At 60.1% G+C, this 20,489-nt stretch carries 19 protein-coding genes; 6 read left to right on the top strand and 13 right to left on the bottom strand.

Features of this window, described 5'->3' with window-relative positions; genetic code table 11:
* Position 1: 1 nt before the first annotated feature.
* Complete coding sequence (locus tag OUZ52_RS13205; RefSeq protein ID WP_266158870.1) at positions 2-904, top strand: LysR family transcriptional regulator; 903 nt, start codon at positions 2-4, stop codon at positions 902-904.
* Positions 905-973: 69 nt separating this feature from the next.
* On the opposite strand, the gene OUZ52_RS13200 is transcribed toward OUZ52_RS13205, so the two are convergent.
* Complete coding sequence (locus tag OUZ52_RS13200; RefSeq protein WP_266158869.1) at positions 974-1,744, bottom strand: LytR/AlgR family response regulator transcription factor; 771 nt, start codon at positions 1,742-1,744, stop codon at positions 974-976.
* Entirely contained in the window at positions 1,741-2,826 is a 1,086-nt protein-coding gene (locus OUZ52_RS13195) for a sensor histidine kinase (RefSeq protein ID WP_266158868.1), read from the bottom strand. Before OUZ52_RS13195 ends, OUZ52_RS13200 begins: the two co-directional genes overlap by 4 nt.
* Positions 2,827-3,013: 187 nt before the next feature.
* On the opposite strand from OUZ52_RS13195, the gene OUZ52_RS13190 reads away from it, so the two are divergent.
* Complete coding sequence (locus OUZ52_RS13190; RefSeq protein WP_266158866.1) at positions 3,014-3,481, top strand: hypothetical protein; 468 nt, start codon at positions 3,014-3,016, stop codon at positions 3,479-3,481.
* Positions 3,482-3,654: 173 nt separating this feature from the next.
* Here the strand turns inward: OUZ52_RS13190 and OUZ52_RS13185 are convergent, their stop codons facing one another.
* Complete coding sequence (locus OUZ52_RS13185; protein WP_266158864.1) at positions 3,655-4,539, bottom strand: LysR family transcriptional regulator; 885 nt, start codon at positions 4,537-4,539, stop codon at positions 3,655-3,657.
* A gap of 104 nt (positions 4,540-4,643) precedes the next feature.
* Here OUZ52_RS13185 and OUZ52_RS13180 point away from each other — a divergent pair, with 104 nt between their 5' ends.
* Positions 4,644-5,258: a nitroreductase family protein gene (locus OUZ52_RS13180; RefSeq protein ID WP_266158863.1), complete on the top strand. Its 615-nt coding sequence runs from the start codon at positions 4,644-4,646 to the stop codon at positions 5,256-5,258.
* Positions 5,255-6,121: an EamA family transporter gene (locus OUZ52_RS13175; RefSeq protein WP_266158862.1), complete on the top strand. Its 867-nt coding sequence runs from the start codon at positions 5,255-5,257 to the stop codon at positions 6,119-6,121. Before OUZ52_RS13180 ends, OUZ52_RS13175 begins: the two co-directional genes overlap by 4 nt.
* A 279-nt stretch (positions 6,122-6,400) precedes the next feature.
* On the opposite strand, the gene nadS is transcribed toward OUZ52_RS13175, so the two are convergent.
* The 3 genes from nadS to OUZ52_RS13160 form a co-directional block, all read right to left on the bottom strand.
* The gene (gene nadS, locus OUZ52_RS13170) at positions 6,401-6,691 is read right to left on the bottom strand and encodes a NadS family protein (protein WP_266158861.1); all 291 of its coding nucleotides are present in this window, start codon (positions 6,689-6,691) and stop codon (positions 6,401-6,403) included.
* A 59-nt stretch (positions 6,692-6,750) separates the two neighbouring features.
* Positions 6,751-7,065: a type II toxin-antitoxin system RelE/ParE family toxin gene (locus tag OUZ52_RS13165; RefSeq protein WP_266158860.1), complete on the bottom strand. Its 315-nt coding sequence runs from the start codon at positions 7,063-7,065 to the stop codon at positions 6,751-6,753.
* A gap of 293 nt (positions 7,066-7,358) precedes the next feature.
* Complete coding sequence (locus tag OUZ52_RS13160; protein ID WP_266158859.1) at positions 7,359-8,123, bottom strand: SDR family oxidoreductase; 765 nt, start codon at positions 8,121-8,123, stop codon at positions 7,359-7,361.
* Between the two features lie 690 nt (positions 8,124-8,813).
* Between OUZ52_RS13160 and OUZ52_RS13155 the strand changes: the two genes are divergently transcribed.
* The gene (locus OUZ52_RS13155) at positions 8,814-10,850 is read left to right on the top strand and encodes a protease pro-enzyme activation domain-containing protein (protein ID WP_266158858.1); all 2,037 of its coding nucleotides are present in this window, start codon (positions 8,814-8,816) and stop codon (positions 10,848-10,850) included.
* Between the two features lie 110 nt (positions 10,851-10,960).
* Here the strand turns inward: OUZ52_RS13155 and OUZ52_RS13150 are convergent, their stop codons facing one another.
* The 4 genes from OUZ52_RS13150 to OUZ52_RS13135 all read right to left on the bottom strand — a co-directional run bounded on the left by OUZ52_RS13150 (position 10,961) and on the right by OUZ52_RS13135 (position 15,245).
* Positions 10,961-12,877, bottom strand: a complete 1,917-nt coding sequence (locus OUZ52_RS13150; protein WP_266158857.1) for a S53 family peptidase — start codon at positions 12,875-12,877, stop codon at positions 10,961-10,963.
* Between the two features lie 443 nt (positions 12,878-13,320).
* Positions 13,321-13,773, bottom strand: a complete 453-nt coding sequence (locus tag OUZ52_RS13145; RefSeq protein WP_266158856.1) for a glutaredoxin family protein — start codon at positions 13,771-13,773, stop codon at positions 13,321-13,323.
* Positions 13,774-14,288: 515 nt separating this feature from the next.
* On the bottom strand, positions 14,289-14,753 hold the full coding sequence (locus OUZ52_RS13140) for a GNAT family N-acetyltransferase (RefSeq protein ID WP_266158855.1): 465 nt from the start codon (positions 14,751-14,753) through the stop codon (positions 14,289-14,291).
* Between the two features lie 81 nt (positions 14,754-14,834).
* A complete protein-coding gene (locus OUZ52_RS13135) occupies positions 14,835-15,245 on the bottom strand; it encodes a PaaI family thioesterase (protein ID WP_266158854.1) in 411 nt (136 codons plus the stop codon).
* A 204-nt stretch (positions 15,246-15,449) separates the two neighbouring features.
* Between OUZ52_RS13135 and OUZ52_RS13130 the strand changes: the two genes are divergently transcribed.
* Complete coding sequence (locus OUZ52_RS13130) at positions 15,450-17,075, top strand: dihydroxyacetone kinase subunit DhaK (protein ID WP_266158852.1); 1,626 nt, start codon at positions 15,450-15,452, stop codon at positions 17,073-17,075.
* 86 nt (positions 17,076-17,161) lie between these two features.
* Here OUZ52_RS13130 and OUZ52_RS13125 read toward each other — a convergent pair whose 3' ends face one another.
* The 3 genes from OUZ52_RS13125 to OUZ52_RS13115 form a co-directional block, all read right to left on the bottom strand.
* Entirely contained in the window at positions 17,162-18,562 is a 1,401-nt protein-coding gene (locus OUZ52_RS13125) for a serine hydrolase domain-containing protein (protein WP_266158851.1), read from the bottom strand.
* Between the two features lie 100 nt (positions 18,563-18,662).
* Positions 18,663-20,045 carry a serine hydrolase domain-containing protein gene (locus OUZ52_RS13120; RefSeq protein ID WP_266158850.1) on the bottom strand — a complete coding sequence of 461 codons (1,383 nt, stop codon included), beginning with the start codon at positions 20,043-20,045 and terminating at the stop codon, positions 18,663-18,665.
* Between the two features lie 193 nt (positions 20,046-20,238).
* Positions 20,239-20,489 (bottom strand): GNAT family N-acetyltransferase (locus tag OUZ52_RS13115; RefSeq protein ID WP_266158849.1); only part of this gene is annotated, 251 nt, incomplete at its 5' end.

Raw genomic sequence — 20,489 nt, 5'->3', positions numbered from 1 at the left:
AATGCCGCGTGAGAATTTCAGCGATCTGATGGCCTTTCTCGCTGTGGCGCGTGAGCGAAGTTTTACCAAGGCCGCGGCAAAGCTCGGTATCTCGCAGTCGACGCTAAGCCACACGATTCGGGCGCTGGAAGAGCGGCTGGGTGTCCGGCTCTTGGCAAGAACCACGCGCAGCGTGACCCCGACCGAGGCCGGGGCGCGTTTGCAAGCTGCCGTAGCACCCCGGTTCGAGGACATCGAGGCCGAGCTATCCGCCCTGAGTGAGCTGCGCGACAAGCCCGCGGGGACGATCCGGATTACCGCCGGTGAGCATGCGGCGAGCGCGATTGTGTGGCCGGCCATAGCCAAGCTGCTGCCTAACTATCCGGACATCCATATCGAAGTGGTCGTCGACTATGGCCTGACTGACATCGTCGCCGAGCGCTACGACGCCGGTGTCCGGCTGGGCGAGCAAGTGGCGAAGGACATGATTGCCGTACGCATAGGGCCAGATATGCGCATGGCGGTGGTCGGCGCGCCTGGCTATTTCGCCAGACACCAGCGGCCCAAGACACCGCAAGAGCTGACCCAGCACAACTGCATCAATTTGCGCTTGCCGACGCACGGTGGAATTTATCCCTGGGAGTTTGAAAAGGGCAGTCGCGCATTGCGCGTGCGGGTGGAAGGAGCCCTGGTCTTCAACAACATCGCCATGCGGCTGCATGCGGCCCTGGCCGGACTCGGTCTGGCCTATCTGCCTGAGGATCAGGTTCGCGAATATCTCGCAGACGGCAAGCTGGTCCGCGTGCTTGCCGACTGGTGTCCGCCGTTTTCCGGTTATCACCTCTACTACCCGAACCGCCGGCAACCCTCGCCGGCTTTCACCTTGCTGGTTGACGCACTGCGCTATCGCGCTCGAACGAAGTAACGGCCTGGGCTGACAGCGGAGGTAACCAGCCATGGCTACTACGCGCATGGTGGGCGTGCAGCCATGCGGCTACAGCGCGCGGATGCCGTCCAGGCTGATCCGGTGCCGAAAGCGGCGGCTGACGCGCAACTCCAGGCCATTGCTCAAGGTGATAAGAGCATCCCGGGTTGGCAGCAGGCTGAATCCCTGCACCCGACTCAAGGCGACGATGGTCGATCGATGTATGCGTGCGAAGCGCGACGGATCCAGGCGTCGCTCAATGCCATCCATGCTTTCGTGAATCATCTGAGTCCGAGCACCCGCATGCAAGGTGACGTAATCCCCGCTGGCCTTGATCCAGTCGATATCATCCACGCCGATCCAGCTCGTTCTTGCTCCGCTTTTTACTTCGAAGCGGGTGGGCCAGCTATGACGCGCAAGACGGTTCGTGGCGGCGGCGTCCCCTTGCGCAAGGGCAAGTTTCCGTCGCGCATTTCTGTCGAGTAGGCGCTGTCGTACAGCATGCAGGGCATCGTCAAACCGTCCATCATCGATCGGCTTCATCACGTAGTCGACGGCATGTACGCCGAATGCCTTGAGCGCGTATGTATCGTGGGCGGTCAGAAAAATGATGAGTGGCGGATCGCTGTCATCGATTCTCGATAGCATCTCGAATCCGTCCATGCCCGGCATCTGCACGTCGAGAAAAATCACGTCCGGTTGCAATGCCCCAATCATCTTCAGGCCGGCTTCACTGGAGTCGGCCTCGCCAATAATCACGACATCCGCGGCACGGCGCAGGCACACCCGCACGCCGCGGCGTGCCAGCGGTTCGTCATCGATGATCAGCGCGCGAATCATGCCGCCGACGCCATGGCGGCCTGGCGCGGGATTTCGATGGCGACAAGCCATCCCCGTTGCGCATCGGCAGCGGCGCAGAAGCGATAGTCATCGAGATAACGTGCCGCCAGCCGCGCCGCGGTGTTGGCCAGGCCAAGCCCACTAGCCTCGGCCGGGTTGCTGCGCGCACCGTTGATACTGTTGTGGACCGATATTTTCAGCGTGTCGCCATCCACCTTCACCATCACCGACAAGGTACCGCCGTCGATACTTGGCGCGATGCCGTGGCGAATGGCGTTTTCCACCAGCGGCTGAAGCAGCAAATGCGGAATCAGCGCGTCCTTGGCCTCAAGGTCGCAGTGGATGGATACCAACAGCCGATCGCCCAGGCGGATCTGCTCGATCTCGACATACTGCTGCACCTGGGCGAGTTCCTGGACCATGGTGACATCACCCTGCGGGGTGGGCTCCATAGTGGAACGGAGGAAATTGGCCAGCAAGGCGATCATGCGCCGGGCCGCTTGCGCATCGCCTTCGCCGACGAGGGTGGATATGCCGTTAAGCGTGTTGAAGAGAAAGTGCGGGGTGATCTGATAACGCAGGGCCTTCAACTCCGCATCGCGGGCCAGCGATTCGGCCAGCAGCAATTGTCGTTCACGTAGCCTGATTTCGTGCCAGTGTTGCGTGGCCCAGTAGAGGGCGCTCCAGGCCACCAGCATGATGGCCGGACTAAACGCATTGGCGAAACCCACCAAGGCCACAGAGCGCCACTGCGAAGCCTCCGGCCCGATATGACCCGCTACCGCCTCAAGCAACGCGCCGGTTAACGAGCACAGCATGCCTAGCGCGTAGGAGCAGACAGCGATGATGGCGATGGCGGTTGGCCACGACTTCCGGCTTGCCGCCAAACGGCGACAAAGCGCCAGCATCACGAAACTCGCCAGGAATGCAGCAAGCGTCGTGCCGGCAAAGTACAGCACCACTGGGTAGGCGTGGCGGTAAGGCAACGCACCCAGTGCACTGATAAGCCCATAGGCTAACCATCCGGTGGCTTGGATAAGCCAGGCTTGAGGGCGTTGGGGCTGTTTGTCGGGTGGTGCCATGACAGCAATTTTGCTCCTCCCGCCAGGGTTGAGAAAGCACCGCCTGTACCGCCGAGCCAGCGAAAACGGTCCGTCTGTCGAAAACCGGTTTCTGCACTGATGGTTGCGCTCTAGCCTGGAGCCGATTAGCCCAACAACGGCCACGTGCGGATCGGCATGGCCACCTTTTCGACAGCAGAGAGAGATGATGCAAAACATCCTGGAAAGACCGATCAGCCTGATCGCTCGCGCGACGGCAGTCGCCGGTACGCTCGACATACTTTCGGCCGGCATCTACATGGTGATGGCGGGACGAAATCCATGGGTGGCGCCCATAAGCATTGCTTCCGCTATCTGGCCGGGGGCGCAGAAGGCAGGTGTTGCCGCGATCCTGGTGGGGCTGCTGCTGCACTTCGCCATCATGTTGGTGATGGTCTCGGTCTTTGTAGCGATCGCTCAACGGATGCGCTGGATAGCCGTGCAACCCATGGCTGCCGGCGCGCTCTATGGCCTGCTGCTTTGGGCGGTGATGAATCTCATCGTTCTTCCGCTGCGCTGGCCTGCGCTGTTTCCGCACTTTACAAGCCAGTCGCTGGCGGAGCAGTTGTTCAGTCACATCGTGCTGGTCGGCATAGCCATGGCGTGGATGACGAGCAAGGCGATGCGGCCTGGTTAGGTGCGAATCTTCGTGCGTTGGCTGGGGACGTGACGCAGCAGCCCGGCCCAGGTCAAATGTCGGTGTAGGTCGACCTTGGTTTCCCGCACCAAGGTCGACGCTTGGCGCTACGGACGGGCGGCACGCATGATCGCCTTTGACGCATCGGCGCATGGCGCATGCTTTGTTCTCTTCTAACTGAATTCCTCAATCAGGAAATCGACAAAGGCACGGATCTTCGGCGCGACATGCTGCCGTGACGGATAGATTGCATAAAGCGTGGTTTTAACCGTGCTCCAGCCATCCAATGCGGATTGCAGCCGGCCTTCCCGCAAGTCGTTTTCGACATAGGGGTACGGCACCAGGCTAAGGCCAAAGCCTGCACGTAGCGCATCGCGAATGGCCAGGCTGGATGCCACCGAATATTGAGCGTCGATGGCGACCTTTTCGGTTTGGCCGTCCTTGCTGAACTCCCATACATCGGCATGCCCGGAGAGGCTGAATCGAATGCAGTTAAGCGTCTTCAAGTCGGAAGGCGTCTGCGGCTTGCCATGCTTTTCGAAATAAGCCGGCGCCGCGCACAGCACATGCGTCATCACCGTCAGCTTTCTAGCGATCAGGCTGGAATCTTCAAGCTTGTCGCTGCCGCGGATGGCTAGGTCGAATCCCTCGCGGACCAGATCGACGCGCCGGTCATCAAGATGCAAATCGAGTTTTATCTCGGGATAGCGCGATAGAAACTGCGGGATCGCCTTCGAAAGCCGAGTCAGCGTGACAGTCATTGGCGCCGTGACCCGCAACATGCCGCTCGGTGCGGTTTTGATCGGATGCAGGGCTTGGTCTGCTTCGGTCAGCGCATCGAGTGCACGGGTGACGTGCTCAAGATAGATGTGGCCTTCTTCGGTGAGCGCCATGCGCCGGGTCGTCCGGCTGATGAGCCGGGCGCCGGCATGTGCCTCCAGTTCGGCAATATTCTTGCTGATCGCCGCGGGCGACAGGCTTAGCCGCCGTCCGGCTTCGGCGAAACTATTGAACTTCGCCACATAGCTAAAAACCTGTAAGGCGGTGAGGCGATCCATTCGATTCTTTCCCGGTGGAAAATGGTGTCTTTCCGTTGCCGCGCATTATCGCCCCAAGCTCGATTTCTTATCATCGTCGGGACACTTATCGCTGGGGTAACACGATGGACCATGCAACGATTGCGCTTATCGAGCGGCGTATTTCTGCCAACGTATTCGATACCTCGCATACCTTGGCCGATGACGAGATCGAGGAGCTTGTGCGTCTCGCCACGCGGGCGCCTTCTGCCTATAACTTGCAGAACTGGCGCTTTATTGCGGTTCGGGCGGCGGCATCAAAAGCCAGGTTGCGTAGCCTGGCCTACGGTCAGGCCAAGGTGTCTGACGCGGCCGTTACTTTCATCATCTGCGGCCAGCTACCCGATTACACGACTCTCTCGCAAAGGCTTCAGCCCTTTGTCGATGCTGGACACATGCCGGCAGCGACGGCTTCGGGCTGGCAAGAAGATGCGCGCACGCGTTATGCCGACCCGCAGAAAGCTCGCGATGAAGCGGTGCGCTCCGCCACCCTGGGGGCGGCGACACTGATTTATGCCGCCGAGGCGAAGGGCTTGGTCTCAAGTCCGATGATTGGGTTCGATGCCGAAGGCGTGGCACTCCAATTCCGTCTTGAACGTAACGAAGTGCCTGTGATGCTTGTCCCGGTCGGTCGCCCCGCGCCAGGCAACTGGCCGCAAAAGCCGCGCCGTCCGCTCTCCGAAGTGTTGCACCTATCATGAAAGCGAACGCTTCGGACTTATGGCTTACGGCTATTTCGCCCGTCGTCTGGGGTAGTACCTATATCGTTACGACGGAGTTCCTGGCGAATTTTTCTCCGCTGACGGTCGCCATGTTGCGTGCGTTGCCCGCCGGCTTGCTACTGCTGCTGATGGTGCGGCAACTACCGACAGGTATCTGGTGGCTACGCGCGTTTGTACTCGGGGCGCTCAATATCTCGATGTTCTTGAGCATGTTGTTTATTGCCGCTTATCGCCTTCCCGGCGGCGTCGCCGGGACAGTGCTGTCGACTCAGCCATTGATCGTGGTTTTTCTGGCGGCGTTGTTGCTTGCCCATCCGGTGCGTCCGCTGGCGGTGCTCGCCAGCCTTGCCGGGATCGGCGGTGTGGCCTTGCTGGTGCTGACCCCGAAAGCGTCGCTCGACCTGATCGGTGTGGCGGCAGGCATCAGCGGAGCCGGTTCCATGGCTTTGGGCAACGTGTTGGCTCGTAAGTGGCAACCTCCGGTATCGCCACTCACGTTTACCGCATGGCAACTTAGCGCCGGTGGCTTACTCCTGGTTCCGCTAGCTCTTATCTTCGGCCCGCCTGTTCCCGCTCCGACGGCGGTCAACCTGCTTGGCCTGGTATGGCTGGGCTTGATCGGCGCGGCGTTGACGTATGTCCTCTGGTTCCGGGGTATTGCGCGGCTGGAATCTTCCGTGGTGTCGTCACTGTTGTTTCTTAGCCCGTTGACCGCGGTGCTGTTGGGTTGGGTGTTTCTCGATCAGGCACTGACATGGCTGCAAATCGCCGGTGTCGTCCTGGTCATCGGCAGCATCTGGCTGAGTCAACGCGCCGCCCTGTCTCCACGGGCGAGCGGGTAGGGCGACTACGGCACACTATTCCGTCGACGGGTGGATCGGGGCTGCAGCTTCTGCGCGAAGGCCAGCTTGGCTCGGATGCGTTGCAGTCACGGTCGCCTTAACGGATTGCCTGAGCGTTGTTCAACCGCGGGCAATCGCAATAGTGAGTGCGCCGAAATGTTCGCTGCTGAGCCGAAACGGAACTTCATCGATGGAGCGTCGGCCATTGGCCACAGATGGAAAGGCTCCACAAGCGCCGAGCCGTTCACCAGCAAGCGTTGGTGGCCGGTACCTATTTGTTCAATCGGCGAGAGCGGTTAGCACATGTTTCGGGTCTTTCCGTATAGCTTTCAATAGGGCTTTGGCCGGCCCTGTCGGAGCACGGCGGCCCTGCTCCCAGTTCTGTAGCGTGCTGACTTCCACTTGCATGAGGAGCGCGAACTGTGACTGGGACAGTTTGAGCTGCGATCTGATGGCCTTAATTTCATCCGGTTCGATATTGAACTCGCGCGACGGCGCACGCTCGCCGCGAGTGATTTCGCCCATCTGCTCCGCACTCTCTAACAGTTTGTCAAAGAGGTTTTTCTTCATTTTTGATATTTCCTGCTTTATTCCCGTGGTCAGTCGGGAGAGTGATCGAGCCTGAGAGGTTAATCCCAGGTGTCGACAACTTTCTTCAGCGCCTTTTTCTGGGCTGTGGTGAGGTCGTCAGCCTCACCTTTTTTGTACACCAGTAGCATCCTCAGCTGGTAAAGCGCATCGACGTGGTAGTAAATGATGCGAACTCCACCACGTTTGCCTTTCGTGTGGTGACTCCAGCGGAGCTTCCTGATTCCGCCGGTAGCTTGGATGACGTTCCCTTCTTTGGGGTTCTCCACCATGTATTTCTGTAACGCCGAATATTCGTCGTCATCCATAAGTTCGGTGACGAGTTCGGTAAAGATCTCAGTTTCGATAATCACCATGGGAGCTTGATCTCTCCGCTTAACTTCTTTGCATGGCATGCTATACGTCATTGGCGTATACGTCAATGACGTATATCCACCTGACATTTGATCGGGCGGCATCAATGGGTGGGCTGGGGTTATCAGCGCATCAGAAAGTCATAGCTTTGCGGCCGGCTGACATCGCTATCTAAGCCTGACGTTTTCGCGATACTGGGAGAAACGATGACAGAACCACCATGCGCGGTGTGGCGCGGCAAATTATCCCGCGCCACCATTCATAAGGTTTGTGCTGCACAAGCAACAAAGCCTGGCTAGGTTCGATTGATGGATACCCCACCATCGACGACCAGTGCCGATCCGGTGGTGAAACTCGAGGCATCGGAGGCAAGGTAGAGGGCCGATCGAGCGATCTCCTCGGGTTGCGCGATACGTTTCAGCGCGTGCAGGCTTTCGACAAACGCACGCGACTCGGGTGTGTTGGTCACTGTGCGGCCCATGGGCGTGTCGGTACCTCCTGGCAAAAGCGCATTGGCGCGAATGCCTTTCGAGCCGAACTCCGCCGCGATCACTTGCGCGAGGCCAATCAACCCCGCCTTGCTTGCCGCGTAGGCGCCCATGCCAGGAAACCCGACGGTGTAGCCGACGAAGGTCGAGGTAAAAATGATCGAGCCGCCGCCTCGATCGGCCATCGCTGGAATTTGATATTTTGCGCCGAGAAAAGCACTGGTCAGATTGATGTCGAGCGTTTCGCGCCACCCGTCGGTTGAAATGTCGGGAACCGGCGCCGCCGCTCCGGTCGAACCGGCATTGTTGAATGCGATATCAAGTCCGCCAAATCGGCTGACCGCGGTCTCCACCACGCTGCGAGCGAGTTGTTCATCGCGTACGTCTCCCGCAACGGCAATCGCTTCGCCGCCGTGCCGCTGGATCTCGGTAACCAGAGCTTGTAGTTCGCCAAGGCGACGGGCAGTCACGACGACTCGCGCCCCTTCACTGGCAAAAAGCTTTGCTGCCGCATAACCGATCCCCGAGCTTGCACCGGTGATAATCGCCACTTTATTGGATAGCTGTCCCACTGCTGAATCTCCCTATATGCCTGGCATCAGGCTTGACTGAGCAAGGTCGCAGATAGCCGGAACGATCGATATCCGTTTCTTGTGATCGATCGGGCGAGCAAAGCCCAAGGCGCGCAGAAGGGGAGCGTGTGTCGAACATCGGATGATGCTTGCCACATGCCTGCGTCAGGGCGCGTTGAACGCATCGGCAAGGCCAGCGAGGGTCGTCGTTGCGCATCTTTACGACGAGGTTTGCTGGAGGGTGCATGCACCGGTTGATCGCATGCCCGAACGCAGGCATCTGGCTCTCATGTGCCCGATGACATCGTCTTCACACGATGTTGTCGATGCCGCCAGTCACGGCCATACAGCCTGCGGTGGGCGCTATCGGAGGAGCTTGACCTACTCTTTCGCGATATGAACACAACCCGACTTGATGCCAACGTTATTGCGGAAACTGCGTGCCGGCTCAATTTTTTTTTACCGAAAACCCGCGTTTCATGCGAGGGCTGGCGAGATATTTCTAAGTCAGCTCGGCGGCATGGCTTTTTATTTGATTCCTCCCCCTCGCAAAGCGTAGCCAAGGAGTACCCGGTGACTTTCAAAAACTGCGTTTCGAACAAAACATCCCAGCACATTCGCCCGGCGTTGTGGCCATTAGCACTGTTGATGGCATCGGTGTCGGTTTCTTCACATGCTGTTGACGGATGGGTGGAAACCCAGACAAAGGCCAGCTTGGTGCCAGTAGCCAATGCATCGTCCGGCAAGGTTGCTGGCGCTTCGCCGGCGTGGGCGATCAATGTCGCCGACATGCCACGGGTCAACAGCTTGGTGAGCCCGTTGGAATCAGACAAGCAGCTGCATATCGTGGTCAGCCTGAAGTTGCGCAACGAGGCACAGTTGAACAGGTTCTTGCACGAGCTTAACCAGTCGGGTAGCCCGGCTTACGGTAGATTTCTTACTCCGCAGCAATTTAAAGAAGCCTACGCACCCAGCGACGGTCAACTACGGGCGGTAGTGCTGCATTTACAACAAGCTGGATTTACCCATATCCAGCCTGCGCCAAATAATCTGCTGATTTCGGCTGATGGCAATGCGACGAATATAGCGGCGGCCTTTCGCACGCAGATCAGGCAATTCACGACGCCCGAAGGGCAGCAGCGGTTTGCCAACGATGCACCGGCGCAGGTGCCGCAGGCACTTGGCGATATCGTCAGTGCCGTGCTCGGCCTGCAAAGCGTGCACGGGCCGCAGGCCTCTTCCGAAAGTGCTGCGCCGATGAGCACGCGCGACGTACGGCTCGCTTCCATTAGCGACCCCGCTCAATACACCAAAGTCTATGACGCCGGCAGCACGCCAAGCGGCGTAAACACGAGCGTGGCTGTTATCTGCCAGGGCGATGTGTCTTGGCTGCCCGCATCGCTCAACGCGTATACCGATCAGGAGCACCTCCCGCGGATACCGATAAGCTTGGTCCCCATCGCCGACGGTGTGGGGCAAGGTACGGTTACCCCCTTTGCGCCGCCGGGTTGCTGGCCGGTGCCCATTGTCGGCGTTTCGGCGGGGTTGGCGAAGTTGACCGCCTATGCCGGGGCGGTAAAGGTCGGCAGCTATTTGACGGAGGCGACGCTTACCGCGATGTATAACCGGGCGGTCACCGACAACTCCGCCAAGATCATTCACTCCGCTTACAACCAGGATGAAACATGGGCGCATAACTCGGGTGCCCAAGCGGCTGACGATGCCATTTTCAAGCAAGCCGTCGCCCAGGGGCAGACCTTCGTGGTGCCCTCCGGCGATTTCGGTGTCTATGAAGCCTATGCCGGCGTGATCTATCAAAAGGACTTAAGCAAATACTCGGTGAGCGAACCGGCCAGCTCGCCCTATGTGGTGGCCGTGGGAGCCACCAACACCACCCTGAATCCCGATTTCAGCTGGGCCGGCGAGCACGTTTTCTCTGCCAGTGCTGATTACTGGCAGGGCGATATGTATGGCAGCGGGGGTGGCGTCAGCTTGTTCGAGCAAGCACCGAGCTGGCAAACCGATGCCTTGGGCAGCGCGGTGAGCATGCGGGTGGTGCCGGACCTGGCCTTCGATGGATGGCTTTACTATCGCGGAGCTAGCGGAAACGCCTCGGCCATTTTTGCCGGCCTATGGGCGCGTATCCAATCGGCGCATAACAATAGCCTCGGTTTGCCGACTGAGCGCATGTATCAGCATTTCTCTAAAGATCCCTCGCCGACGCACGACATCGTCGGTGGCTACAACGGCGCTTACACGGGCGGAACACCGAGCTTTACCGGCTATCGCTGCACGCTTGGCTGGGACTACTGCACCGGTTGGGGTAGCCTCGACATTGCGAAGTTCAATGACTATGTCACCCAGTATTGGGGCAGCCCGGCCGGCAATGTTTACGCAAGCTATTTCACCTGGCCTATTCCCGATCTCGGCAGCGTTGCCGGGCCGATCACCATTAACGACCGCAGCGGCAATGGTCCGGCCGCGCTGCAGGTAGCGGTCAAAATCAGCCACCCGCATCGAGGCGATCTGCGCATCACCTTAGTGGCTCCGAATGGGGTTCGTACGGTATTGAAGCAACCCGACCCCAATGACAGCGGCGCCAATATTGATCAGAGCTGGAGCGTCGATGCCGCTGCTTTTCCGGCCAACGGCAAATGGCAGCTATGGGTCGACGATGCGTTCAAGGGAAACACCGGCAGCTTGAATCAGTGGAGCCTCACGTTCTGAACCGGATAGGCATGCGCGGGTGAGTGGCGGGAAAGCAGGCGAATCGCCTGGACCGCTGGTGCGCGAACGGCCCACGTCAGCGTGGGCCGTTCGCGCCCGATGCCTGGTTTCTACAGGCCCCAGTACTTCGTCACGTAGTCATTGAATTTGCCGATATCCAGGCTGCCCCAGCCGGAGCAGGCAGTCCAGCCGGGGTGGCCGCAAGCGTAATTGAAGTAGCTCATGAAGTAGCTCGGCGAGGTGCCGAAGGTGTATAGCGGGCTGCTGTCCTTGGCGAAGTTTTGATACATCTGCGGCGTTGGCAAGCCCAGGGCATTGCCATGGGCGGATTCGATACGTGCAAACAAGCCAGTGAAGACAGCGGCAGCAAGCTCGGTGCCATTGAACAGGTGTTGTTCAACGCCGCCGACGATGATGCGAGCGCCATTGGTGGGGCCACCTGGTGTGTCTCCCTGCGCGCTCACTGGCCAGTTGCCGGGAATACTCATATGCGCATCAAACGCCAGGTCGGGAACGTAGCGCTGGGTGGTCGGGGGACGTTGCCCGAAGACCCCATTGACTACGGTATTCACTTGCGCTGTTTGCCACGCTGGCACGGCCTCGTGCAGGCTGTAACCGGCATAGGCGTACCAATAGTCCAGAACATCTGAGTTGGGGTTGGTGTCAGTGGAAGTCTCGAACCACAGGGTTTCACCGGCCCATTGTTTGGCGCTATTGCTGGTCACCTGTGATCCGCCGATGGCAACAACATAAGGTGAGCTTGCCGGCTCGGGCGGAAATTCATTACCGCTATCAATTTGCCAGTTGATCCGATTTGTTTCACCGATCGGCGCGACAAAAATTTGCCCTTGAGCCTGCGCGGCCATAAAAATCAGGTCATCCGCAGCTTGCGCACCGGTGCTGTATGCCGAGGGCTCCCAGGTCTGCCAGGAGCTTTCGATGATTTTGGCAAAATCATCCGCTACGGCAGCGTTGTAGGCCCAGATCAAATCGCCATAGGAAGGTTGGCCGGCCTGCGGCGACATCGTATAGAAGAGCAGGCTGTCGAGCCCGCCGGCGGCACCCACAATGGTCTGGCTTTCGTCCTGCGCGCTGCCTGCGCCCAAGGCAGCATCGCCGGTGGGGATGGCTACTGCGGGCACTGGGGGCAAGCGGTTATTCGTCGTGAAAGTATTGAGGTCACGGATGGTCTGGGTCATGTCGCCTGCGGTAATGATGGCGACCGAGGTCCGCTTGCCCGGGCCCACGCTGTTGGCGTTATAGATCGAGGCGTAGTCGAGCGGACTGTATCCGTAATTTGAAATCGGCCCTGGCGGAAGCGGCGTGGGCGAGTGGTAGTTGCTCGCAGCACTTTCATAGGGTTCGGTCAGCCCCAGCACCGATTCCACGATGCCGCCCAAGGCCGAGGGCACTTGGGCCGGTGTGGTGTTGCCGAATGCCGGCAAGCTCGATCCGTTCGGCGGTGTAACTTCCATCATCGTGGTGTTGAAGGCCTTGCTGGCCTCGCCTGCGTTGCCATCGGCGCTGACCAGCATGAAGTTGGGCGCCACCCTGATGTGCCGGAAGCCGTTTTGTTGCAGATACTCCACTACGGCCAATACCTGGGTGATGGTGGGGGCGTAGGTTTGCTGGAATTGCTGGTGGCTAAGGTACCGCCCGTAGGCTGGGTTGCCCGGCTGCGTCACGTTCTGCAGAAAGGTTTGCAACTGGGTCAGGTTGCGTAACTGCAGCGTTACCACCAGGTGAAGGGGGTGGTTGGTATCCAACGGCACGATCGAACTGGTCGGAGCGCAATCCGGCGCAAAGACAAAATCGCTCGAGTAACCGTCATTGATCTCCCATTCCGGAGCAGGCCAGTTGCAGTCGAGTGTGGGAGGGGGCGACATGAACGCAGGCGTCGCCGTGGTTACCCAGGCACTGTCGGCTTGCGCGGATAACGAAGTCATCGCCAGCGCCAAGGCCCATGGCAACAGGGCGAGGTGGATGGGGCGACGCTGTTTGCTACGAGTGCGGCTTGCATGGGACATGGGGAACTCCGGAGGCGAGTGTGAGACGCTCGGATCGCGTACGAGATGCAGGCGCCTGTTCGCATGTTGTCGCGTGGCTGCGACGCGACGCGATGCGGCTGTTGGCCTGGGTCCCCCTGTAGCGGGTGGAATCTATACCTGTCGCGATCGAACTGCCTATGCCAAAAGCCAGGAATGTGGCTGTGCTGGTGATTATTGTGATCGCGGTTGTGAAGCGCCTTGACGGTATGAAAACAAACAAGCCAAGGCTGCGGCGGCGACGAAGAGATGAGCGGGTGAAGCGGGCTGGATCAGCTACACCGCAGCGATCATGGAACGCATGTTTTGTTGAAGCGAATATCGACGCTGGCATCCATGGATGCCGTGGTCGACCGCAGCTTAAAAAACAAACCCCGCACGAGCTGCGGGGTTTGTTTTCATGGATACGACGGCGGTATTTGCCGTCAAGGACCAGGCGGTACCGGCACGCTCGCCAGATGCTCGGCAATGCCTTCCCGCTTGAACACATCCGCATACGATTTCGGCTGATAGCCGCGAATTTTATGCGTATTGGTGAGTACCAGGGGAACGCCTGGCTCGTTCAAGGCTTCGAACTTGATGCGCGCATCTTCCGACTCGTCGATGACATAGTCGGTATAGGCGATGCCATGAGCTGCGAAGTAAGCCCGGGTATCCCGGCAATGCGGACAGGTGGACAGTGAAAACAAGACCACCGGCTTGCCGGTGGGCTTGATGTACTGTTCGCCGAAGTCGCCGCTGGATACAAAGAGCGGCAGCGCTGGCGCCGGACGCAGCAGTGGGACCGCATAACGGCCCACGCCCACGCCGGCGGCAACGCCGACCGCCAGAAATACCGCCAAGAACAACAGGTTCTTCAACAGGTTCTTCAAGCGCATGATTTATCTCGCCCCATGGTCAGCATGGCGGGAGATGGGCACATCATCAGTTAACGCCACCCGGGCAAGGACCGTTGCCGCCGGTGTGCACACAACATGAGAAACATGAGCTATATGCTGATCCGGTCAGGCCGGCACACGAGGCGGCCACGCAGGCAGCCATTTGAGGTGTGATACTCGGTGGTGGCACGCTAGCCGCAGCGGCGGCTCCCAGACCCATGCCGAACAGAAACACGCAGGCAACGCGAAACTTCATGCTCATACACTTCCTCCTCCCAGAGTGAACCCCTAGCCGGGGCAGGGCTATAGCGCCGTCGAACCTACGCGCCACCGATCAGCAGCGTCAATAGGACAAGATCGTATGAGTGATGGGATCGACCGTAATGGCGGTTTTATGCTGCGGTGCATGATGCCGGCGGCGAGGTTTTCCGCGGTTACCGGCGTTCGCGAATGACGGCCCCATCCCGCGGCGATCGTTTCACTGTGCACCGCGGCGCAGGCCTGCGCATGGAAAGCTAACGCGCCAACTGCATATCCACACGATGCATACCCGGCCCCCAGCCGTCCACGGTGGTGGATTGCGCTACCGCGCCGAACTTGGCGAAGAACGGTGCTGACTTGTGACTGGCGCTGATATGCAGGATGGATGCTTTATCTTCTTTCGCCGCGGCGATGACCCGGGACATCACCATCGAGCCAAGGCCATAGCCGTGAATCGCCGGCGTAAACAGAATCCAGTGCAGCGCGCGGCTATCGGTGCCCACGACATAAAGCCCGTAGGCCCCAACGATATGGCCGTCCAAAACGCAGACCTTGTATGCACTGGCATGTTGATCCAGAAACTGCGCGTAGTCGTCGCGTTCGTTCGGGGCGAAATAGGTAGGGCAATTCATATCGAACAACAGCAGGCAAGCTGGGCGATCGGTCGCCGCAAAGTCCCGGAATTGCGTCTCGGTGTGTTGCGTCTCAGTGCTGTGCATGCCTGATTACCTGATGGGTGGGGCGGCACCTATGGTGGCCTGCGCACAGGCTATCGCCATGCCGATGCTGCGCTGTCGATGTTATACCGTGGCGGGCACGACCGTGCCTTGAGCGATAGCGCAAAGCTTTTCCTGACCGTCTTGCACGACATAGATTTCGCATTGGCATACGGCTTGCCGTTTTCCCGTGCCTATGGCTCGCGCCCGCGCGATCAAATGCGAGCCGATGGCCGGCTTCAGGTAATTGATCTTGAATTCCGAGGTAAGCGCAGTGCCGCCGAGCGCCAGCCCGCCGGCGAAGGTGATCGAGTTGTCGGCCAGGTAGCTGATCACACCACCGTGGACGAAACCGTGTTGTTGTTTCAGTTGATCGACGATGGGGATACTCATTTCCGCATATCCAGGCCCTGAGTCCAGCAGCTGCGCACCGATAAACTGGCTGAAAGGCTGAGAGGCGAATATCTGTTGTGCGAAGGCTTGTAGTTCGTCCACGTTGAGTTTCCTTCAATGCCTAATGAGTTGAACCCTTCAACATCCCTTTGCACTACTGGCCCCGATCATGCCGATCAATATCGCTGCCTCGCCTAGGCCTGCGAAGGCAATATGCGCCGAGGTCAAGCTTGCTGCATGCCAACAACCACGGCCTCGGCTTGCCGTTAGCATAAGCCGCATCACTTACTGACGGCGGAGCACGCGATGGACTTCTTCTTCAACCAGCCGCAACAGGTCGTCGATCAAGTGCTTGGCAGCCTGGCCCGGCTGGCGCCGCTGGTGATGGCCGAGCCGGGCTCGGCTATGCGTATTCTGGCTCGCGCCGATTGGCACAAGCAGCAGGTCGCGGTGTTGTCCGGTGGCGGTGCCGGTCACGAGCCTTCGCACGCGGGCTTTATTGGCAAGGGCATGCTGACGGCGGCGATTTCCGGGGAGGTATTTGCCTCGCCCAGCGTGGCGGCGGTGCTGGCGGCGATTCGCCATTGTTGCGGCGCCGCCGGTGCCTTGCTGATCGTGAAGAACTACACCGGTGACCGGCTCAACTTCGGGCTGGCGGCGGAGCAGGCGCGACGTGAAGGCCTGGATGTGCGGGTGTTGATCGTGGCCGATGACATCGCCTTGCCCGATGCCCCCCGGCCGCGCGGCATTGCCGGCACCGTGCTGGTGCACAAATACGTCGGCTATCTGGCCGAACAAGGGTTATCGCTGGATGAGGTGGTCAAACGCGCGCAGCGCTTTGCGGGGCAACTGATGTCGTTGGGCATGGCCTTGTCCAGTTGTACCTTGCCAGGGCATCCGATCGAACGGCGTAGCGCGGAGCTCGGCCTGGGTATCCATAACGAGCCGGGGGCGCATCAAGTGCAGCCGGTGGATGCCGCCGATGCGGTAGAGATCGTGCTGGGTCCGTTACTGCAACAGGCGGCGCAGCGTTACGGCGATGAGCAGCGTTTCATCGTCATGCTTAACAACATGGGCGGCTGTTCGACCCAGGAGCTGGCCGTGCTGGCCGACGAAGTGCTTAGCCGCATCGGCGTATCGCGGGTTGCCCTGATGCTGCGTCCGGCACCGTTGATGACTTCGCTGGACATGCATGGTTTCTCGATCACCTTGCTGCCCGCCGATGATGATTATGTAGAGGCCATGCACGCATCGGTGGCCGCACCTGCATGGCCCGGCGTTTACGAGCCGCACGCGGTGCAGACGTTCGCGGTGTCGGTCGATAGCAACGCAGCCGAGGAAGTGGGCGCGCAAGATGCCGCCGTTGCGCAGGCGATCGAACGCATCACGCAAGCCTTGCTGGTCGCCGAGCAGGCACTGGACGAGCTGGATGCGCGCAGTGGTGACGGCGATGCCGGCAGCACCTTCGCCAGCGGTGCCCGTGTGGTAGCGCGCCAGCTGCATGCCGCGGCATTGAGTACCGGCGAGCCAACCCGGCTATGCGATGAGCTGGGGCAATTGCTGGCACGGACCATGGGCGGTTCCAGCGGGGTGCTGCTATCGATACTGTTCACCGCGACAGGCACAGCATTTGCCAGCGGCAAAGCCTGGCAACAGGCGCTTGATGAAGGTATTGCCCGCATGCAGCACTACGGTGGCGCGCAGCTGGGTGACCGCACCATGCTCGACGCGCTGATTCCGGCGGTCGCGGCGCTGGGGCAGGGCTTGCACGCGGCGGCTATAGCAGCACGCAACGGCGCGGACTACACCGCGACACTGACACATGCGCGTGCCGGACGTGCTGCCTATGTGCCGGAACACGCGCTGGCGGGTGCTGTCGATCCCGGCGCGGAAGCGGTGGCTCGTGCGTTTGCTGCGTTGGCCGAGACTTGAGTGATCGCTGGCCGCTGGTTTATCGGGTATCGGGCTGGATCAAAAGTCAGATACCCATCCACTCCCCTGGCGCGATCTATCGACGATCAGTGCATGCCGCCCGTGGTCGAAACACGTGGAAGCCGTTGGGCCGGCCCCTCGCCGTTATCGAAGTAATCGAGGCCGACAACCTTGCCGCTGGCATCGCGGACCGGCACGAAGTAGCTGATCTCATCCGGCGTGAAGTAAATGCGCTGGTCGGCGGTCATTTGCATAGGGATCAGGTTGCGCTTGCCGCGCTGCGCATAAAGCGTGTGCTGCTTGACCGATAGAGTTTCGATGGTGGTTTCATCGAGCCGATAAGTGCCGGCCAGCGATTGCAGAATATCGTCGGAGAAGGGCACGGCATTCACCTCGGCGTAGGGCTCGCCCAACGCGATGGCGGCCAGTCGACGGCCCAGGGTCCGCGCGTCGAATTCATCGTCGTTGCCGAGGGCGACAACAGTGATGTCTTGCTTGGGCAGATAAGCCACGACCGAGGCGAAACCGTTGATCTGGCCGGTATGTCCCACCATCAAGTTACCGCGGACATGCCAGAGGTAGGTGCCAAAACCATAGCGATGCGCTGCGGATGAACCGGGTAGATCCGGTGTTGCGCTAATCATCTGCTGGAAACCATCGTTGCCGATGGCCTTGCCCGTGGCGAGTGCGCGCATCCATCGGTGCAAATCATCGACAGTGGACACCAGCGCACCTGCCGAGGCGGGGATGCTCAAGCTGATAAACGAGGCGTTGCTGACGCGATGAGTCTGCGAGTCCGTGCTGTAGCCGGCAACACGTCCGGGAATAAGTGCGTCGCGAGCGCCGTAGCGGGTCTGCTTGAGTCCGAGTGGATCGAGCAGCTGTTTTTGCATCGCCGTGTACCAGGGCTCCCCGGTGACCTTTTCGATGACGGCGCCGAGCAGGATGTAGCCCGCGTTCGAATAGGCCCAGCGCGTACCCGGCGCGAAGTCCGGCGGGCGCTTGCTGATTTCCGCGATCAGCGTGGCCATATCGACATCGCGCCGCGAGAACCCCGGCTGCAGATCCTTCGCGATATCGGAGATTCCCGCGGTGTGGTTCAGCAATTGCCGCAGGGTGATGCCGCTGGCATGGGGGAAATCGGGCAGGTAGGTCGCCAGGGGATCGTCGATCGACAACTGACCGAGTGCGGCGAGCTTGAGTACGGTGGCCGCGGTGAACATCTTGGTCACCGAGGCGATCTGGAATACCTGGTCGGTAGCGAGCGGTGTGCCCAGCTCGATGTTGGCGCGGCCACGGGCCGCGCGGAAGATCACGTGGTCACCCTTGGCGATCAACACCGCGGCACCGGGTCCATCGACGGCGCTCACCTGTTCCAGCGCGCTCTGCGCCTCGCGTGCGATGGTGCTGTCCGCGGGCGTCGCGGCGGTCGCGGCGCTGATCGAAAAGCTGGCGGCGAGAACGGCGAGGCAGGAGCGCATGAACATGTGAGGTTCCCCGTTGGCATGGCGCTGACGCCATGCAGTTTTGCCATCGGCGCCAGGCTAGGGTTGATGCGTAGCCGGCGCGGTTTTCAACTTGGCCAGCTCATCCAGCTGATCCCTTGCATGCGTGTTGCCGGGGTTGAGCTGCAGCGAGCGCCGATAATTGACCGCCGATTGTTCGAGGTCGCCCGCCACGCGGCAGGCTTCGCCGAGACTGTCGAAAGCATTTGCGCTCTGCGGATGGCTGACGGTGTTGTATTCCAGGATGCCTACCGCGTCCTTCATGCGCCCATCCTTCAGCAACCGGTATCCCCAGCTGTTGATGTAGTCCTCGGTCAGATGCAGTTTGGGATAACGCTGCAGCACGAGTTTCACGGTGCCATCCACATGCTGATAGCCGCGCTCGGCCAGGGCATGCTCCAGTGCGGCGATGGCGGGCGACTTGCCCCATGCCGTAATGCGCGTCGGGATACATATCGACATAGCTGGAAAAACCGAAGGTGCCGCCGCCGTGGCTGAGGTGGGCATTGCCATCGACGGTCTTGCTGATGGTCCAGTGGAAGCCGATGGCCTGACTGTCAGGGTCGCCCAAAGCGGGCTGGTGGGTCAACTGGATCGCGGGATCAGACACATCGAGCTGGGCGGAAACATATCTGGCCATGTCGCTGCTGCTGTAGCGAAGGCCGCCGGCGGCGCGTACCACCGGGGCGAGCAATAACGGCATGACGGTGCCATCGTCGGAATATCCCGTCGCCATCTGTGGCAGGCGGTCTTTCGACAGCCCGCTTTTCATGCCCAGCGGTTTCTCGATACGGGTGGCGAGCTGTTCGTCGTAGGGGCGGCCATCGATCTTCTCCAGCAGGCTGCCGAGCAGTTCGGTAGCCACGTTGGAATGCTTGGGGGTGCTTCCCGGCTGGCTTTCAAGCGCGACCTTGTGCAGGTCTTCGAGCAGCGTCTTGGTGGAGTAATGCCCCAGCATGTCGATGACGATGAAAGGTGCCTTGGCCGGGCCGGCCGTCTTGAACACACCCATGATGTCGGGCAGGTTGTCGGGCAAGCCCGAGGTCGTCGTCACCAGGTTGCTCAGGGTGATCGGCGTGCCCTTGAGTTCGAGATTGGGATAAGCCCCTTGCATATAGCGGCGAATATCATCGGACGCTTTGGCTTTGTGATCGACAAGCGCATGCGCCAGCAGCAGGCCGGTGAAGGTTTTGCTGACCGAACCGATTTCATAGACAGTGTCCTGGCTCGGTGTCTGCTGCTTGCCGCGCGCGGTCGTGCCGAAGTTGAAGTACTGCGTTTTTCCTTCGTAGACGACGGCAATCGACAGTGCGTCGGTTTTGCCGGTCTTGACGTAGGCGCCGGCCTCTTGCTGGATCGCGCGCGCGATATCTTCGGGGGAGGGCGCCGAGTCGCGCGAACAGGCGGTGGATGCGGCGAGAAGGCAGGTGCTGCCGATAACAGCTGAAAGGAGCGAGCGAATCATGACTATCTTCCGGTAAGAGAGCGTCTCCAGTTCGCCGGAGCCAGCCTGTCGATGGAGTGCCTGCCTCGATCGGGACGGATGCCCCTGAAGCATTCCGCGACGATGTCAGGTGTGGCGGCAAGTGTCATCGCAGCCGCACGCACAATGTATGTGCCATGCGTCAGGTGTCGGGCGGCATCCGCTGCGGAGGGGATCAGCGAATCGGCATCTCGCGAGTCATGAACACGCTGTAGGGATCTTCGACATAGTCGGCAAAAGGACCGCAGGGCTTGAAACCGAAGCGGGCATACAGGCGATGCGCCGGTGCGAATGCCGCCATCGCGCCTGTTTCCAGGCTGAGTCGCCGATAAGCGCGGCGGCTGGCTTCTTCAAGTATGTGCTGCAACAATTGTGAGGCGACACCTTTGCGCAGGTGCCGAGTGGATGTGCGCATGGATTTGATCT

The sequence above is a fragment of the Dyella silvatica genome (genome assembly GCF_026283955.1).
Lineage (GTDB): Bacteria > Pseudomonadota > Gammaproteobacteria > Xanthomonadales > Rhodanobacteraceae > Dyella_C > Dyella_C silvatica.
Note: the sequence above shows the minus strand (reverse complement) of the source record. Positions and strands in the feature narration are given on the sequence as shown.